This is a genomic window from Stenotrophomonas sp. P5_A8, assembly GCF_056400545.1.
Map to the genome: position 1 here is coordinate 1 of NZ_JBFULB010000369.1, position 3650 is coordinate 3650.

Here is a 3650-nt window from a genome sequence, read left to right on the forward strand (position 1 = left end):
GCCGTCAACCTCGTTGCAACGATCCACCCGTGTAGCGCCGGGCTCTGCCCGGCAACCGCATTACAATGGACCGCATGAGCGAATTCACCGTCCTGATTGCCGACGACCACCCGTTGCTGCGCGCGGCGGTGGTGCACTCGCTGCGCCAGTCGCTCCCGCAGGCGCAGGTGCTCGAAGTGGCCAGCGCCTCCGCACTGGAAGCCGCGCTGGACCAGCACCCGGAGATCGAGCTGGTGCTGCTGGACCTGACCATGCCCGGTGCCCGCGGGTTCTCCTCGCTGCTGCACGTACGCGGCGCGCACCCGGACATCCCGGTGGTCATCGTCTCCTCCAACGACCATCCGCGCGTCATCCGCCGCGCGCAGCAGTTCGGCGCAGCCGGCTTCATCCCCAAATCCGCCCCCGCCGAGACTATCGGCCAGGCGGTGGCGGCGGTGCTCGATGGCGGGGTGTGGTTCCCGGCCATGGCGCCAGAGCGCTCCGAGTCCGACGCGCTGCTCGCCGCACGCCTCGCCCAGCTCACCCCGCAGCAGTTCCGCGTGCTGCTGTGCCTGGCCGACGGCCTGCTCAACAAGCAAATCGCCTACGAGCTGGGCCTGGCTGAGAACACGGTGAAGGTGCATGTCACCGCGATCCTGAAAAAGCTGGAATGCCACAGCCGCACGCAGGCTGCGGTACTGGTGAAGGCGCTGGAGCCGGAAGGCGATGCCGGCGCGGGGCTGGACGGCTGAGGCCGCGGGGCGGGGACACATCGTCACCTCCGGAGGGTGTCAGCCGAGCATGGCTCGGCTCTACCAGAGCGTGGCACCCTGGCCCCCCCACCCACCCGGTAGAGCCGAGCCATGCTCGGCTGCTCCCCAACCCACCCGGTAGAGCCGAGCCACGCTCGGCTGACACCCCAATCTACCCGGCAGAGCCGAGCCACGCTCGGCTGCTCCCAATCCACCCGGTAGAGCCGAGCCATGCTCGGCTGCTTCCGAATCACCGATCATCCCCGATGCCGTACCAGCAACTGCGTCATCAACGCGCGCAGCGCCGGCGGCCGCACCGGCTTGGACAGGAACCCCCACCCGTTCTCTGCAGCCTGCGCCTTCAACACATCATCGCGCTCGGCGGTCACCAGGATCACCGGTGGCCGCGCCTGCCACAGTCCACACAACTGCTCATACAGATCCGGGCCGTGCCACTGGCCCATGCGCACATCCAGCAGCAGCAACTGCGGCACGTTGAGCGCGGAGGCGATTTCCAGCACGGCCTGCGGCCCATCGGCCAGCTCCACCGCGCAGCCCCAGCGCTCCAGCAGCGCGCGGGTGGCGGCGCACACACGCGGGTCGTCATCGATGCTCCAGACCCGGCAATGCCGCAGCGGGCTGTCATCGCCGGCGTCAGCCGCTACGGCCGGCACCGGCGTCGGCGCCGGAATGGCCGCCGCGTCGCCGAGCGGCACGCTCACCGTGAACACGCTGCCGCGTCCCAGCGTGGAGCGCAGATGGATGCCATGCCCCAGCAGGCGGCCGATGCGTTCGACGATGGCCAATCCCAGCCCGGCGCCGCGTTCCTGTTCGACGCCATCATCCAGCCGGCGGAACTCCTCGAAGATCTCGCCCTGCAGGCTCTCCGGAATGCCCGGGCCCTGGTCGTGCACCTCGATGCGCAACTGGTCGCCCACGCGGCGGCAGCCCAGCAACACGCGCCCGCGCGGGGTATAACGCAGCGCATTGGACAGGAAGTTCTGCAGGATCCGGCGCAGCAATGCCTCATCGCTGACCACCACCGCCCGCGTATCCACCCAACGCAGCTGCAGCCCGCGACTGTCGGCGGCGATGCCGAACTCACGTGCCAGTGTCTCCAGCAGCGGCGATAGCGCGAACGCGCGCACGTGGGTCTGCAGCGCGCCCGATTCCAGCCGCGATATATCCAGCAGGCTGGTCAGGATCGCATCCTGCGCGGCCAGCGCCGCATCCACGTGCTCGCTCAATGCGCGCGCATCACCGTGCAGCTTGCCGCGCAGCACCGAAACGAACATGCGCGCGGCGTTCAACGGTTGCAGCAGGTCGTGCACGGCCGAGGCGACGAAACGCGATTTGTAGCGGTTGGCCCGCTCGGCCTCGCGGCGCGCCTCGTCCAGGTCACGGGTGCGCTCGGCCACGCGGTGCTCCAGCGCATCGGCCAGCGAGCGCAGTTCACGCGCGGTGTTCTTGTAGGCGGTGATGTCGGCATAGCTGGTGACAAAGCCGCCATCGGGCAGCGGATTGCCGCGGATCTCCAGCACGGTGCCGTCGTCTTTCTCGCTCTCGCGCATGTGCGGCCGGCCGCTGCGCAGGTGGTTCAAGCGRCGCTCGATCGCCTCATCGATTGGGCCGGGACCGAGCAGGCCACGGCGCGCGTTGTAGCGAAAGATCTCCTCGATCGGGCGGCCGACCCGGATCAGCCCGGGCGGAAATTTGAACAGCTCCAGGTAGCGCGCATTCCATGCCACCAGGTTCTGTTCGTTGTCGATCACCACCACGCCCTGCGGCAGGTGCGCCAGGCTGCGGCTGAGCCCGCTGTCGRCCTGCTGGGCGGCCTGCAGCACGCCATCCTGCGCGGTACGCAGCTCCTCGGCATGCTGGGCCAGCACGCTTTCCAGCTCGCGTCGGCTGCGCTGCCGATGCGCATCCAGCCGCCGCCGCTGCTGTACGAACAGCACCAGGAAGCCCAACGCCAACCACGCCGCGCCGCCGCCGATGGCCGCGCTGCGCCCGGCGCTGGTGGCCGCGCCGGCATCGTGCAGCAGGTGCAGGTTCCAGTGTTCCTCGGGCAGGGCCAGGCTTTGCCAGAGCATCCGTCCGGGCAGCGCCGGATCGAGCAGGCGCACCATGCGCCCGCCGTTCTCAAGCACATCTTCGGTGCGGACCCGCAGCGGTTGCAGCGAGCGGTCGGCGTACTGCCGCGCTTCCAGCATCTCGCGGCGCTCGCCCGGCCCCAGCGGGCGCAGCAGGCGGTAGCGCCAAACATCGCGGTTGGCCAGGAACACCACGTCATGCTCATCGCTGGCCAGCACCACGTCCGGGCTGGGCAACCATTCCTGTTCCAATGCCGACAGTTCGATCTTGATCACCACCACGCCGACCCGCACGCCGTCTTCCTCGATCGCCTGGGACAGGAAATACCCGGGCACGCCGGTGGTCATGCCGATGCCGTAGAAACGACCCCGGCCGGTGGCCAGCGCCTGGCGGTAATAGGGGCGGTAGCTGTAATCCTCGCCGACGTTGCTGCTGGGCTGGTCCCAGTTGCTGGCGGCCACGGCCACGCCGTCGTGGCCGACCAGGGTCAGGGTGGAGGCGCGGGTCACCTGGTTGGCGCGCTGCAGTTTCAGGTTCAGGCGCTGCCGCGCGGCGGCATCGGGCACCTTGAGCAGGGCGCGGCGCAGGTCCGGGTCCAGTGCCAGCACCTGCGGCAGGGTCCCGAAGCGGTCGATACGCTGCTGCAGTCCCTGGCCGTACAGTTCCAGCTGGCGTTGCACCTGGGCACTTTCGGTGGCCAGCGCACGCCGCCAGGCATAGTGCCCGGCGGCGGCCGCGCACAGCAGTGTGCCGCCGATCATCAGCAGCAGGGTCAACAGCAGGGTGCGATGGCGGCCGAGCCAGTACATGGCGGCAGTCTACGGT

2 protein-coding genes are annotated in these 3650 nt (G+C 69.4%); one reads left to right on the forward strand and one right to left on the reverse strand.

What is annotated here, in order from left to right; all coding sequences use genetic code 11:
* Positions 1–74 precede the first annotated feature (74 nt).
* Entirely contained in the window at positions 75–731 is a 657-nt protein-coding gene (locus AC1DQP_RS18120) for a LuxR C-terminal-related transcriptional regulator (RefSeq protein ID WP_457321110.1), read from the forward strand.
* A 257-nt stretch (positions 732–988) separates the two neighbouring features.
* Here the strand turns inward: AC1DQP_RS18120 and AC1DQP_RS18125 are convergent, their stop codons facing one another.
* Positions 989–3634 carry a hybrid sensor histidine kinase/response regulator gene (locus tag AC1DQP_RS18125; protein ID WP_478052161.1) on the reverse strand — a complete coding sequence of 882 codons (2646 nt, stop codon included), beginning with the start codon at positions 3632–3634 and terminating at the stop codon, positions 989–991.
* Positions 3635–3650 lie beyond the last annotated feature (16 nt).

What these genes read in the sequence shown, in the direction of transcription:
- AC1DQP_RS18120 (WP_457321110.1), top strand. Translation starts at nt 75, where the DNA reads ATGAGCGAATTCACCGTCCTGATTGCCGACGACCACCCGTTGCTGCGC.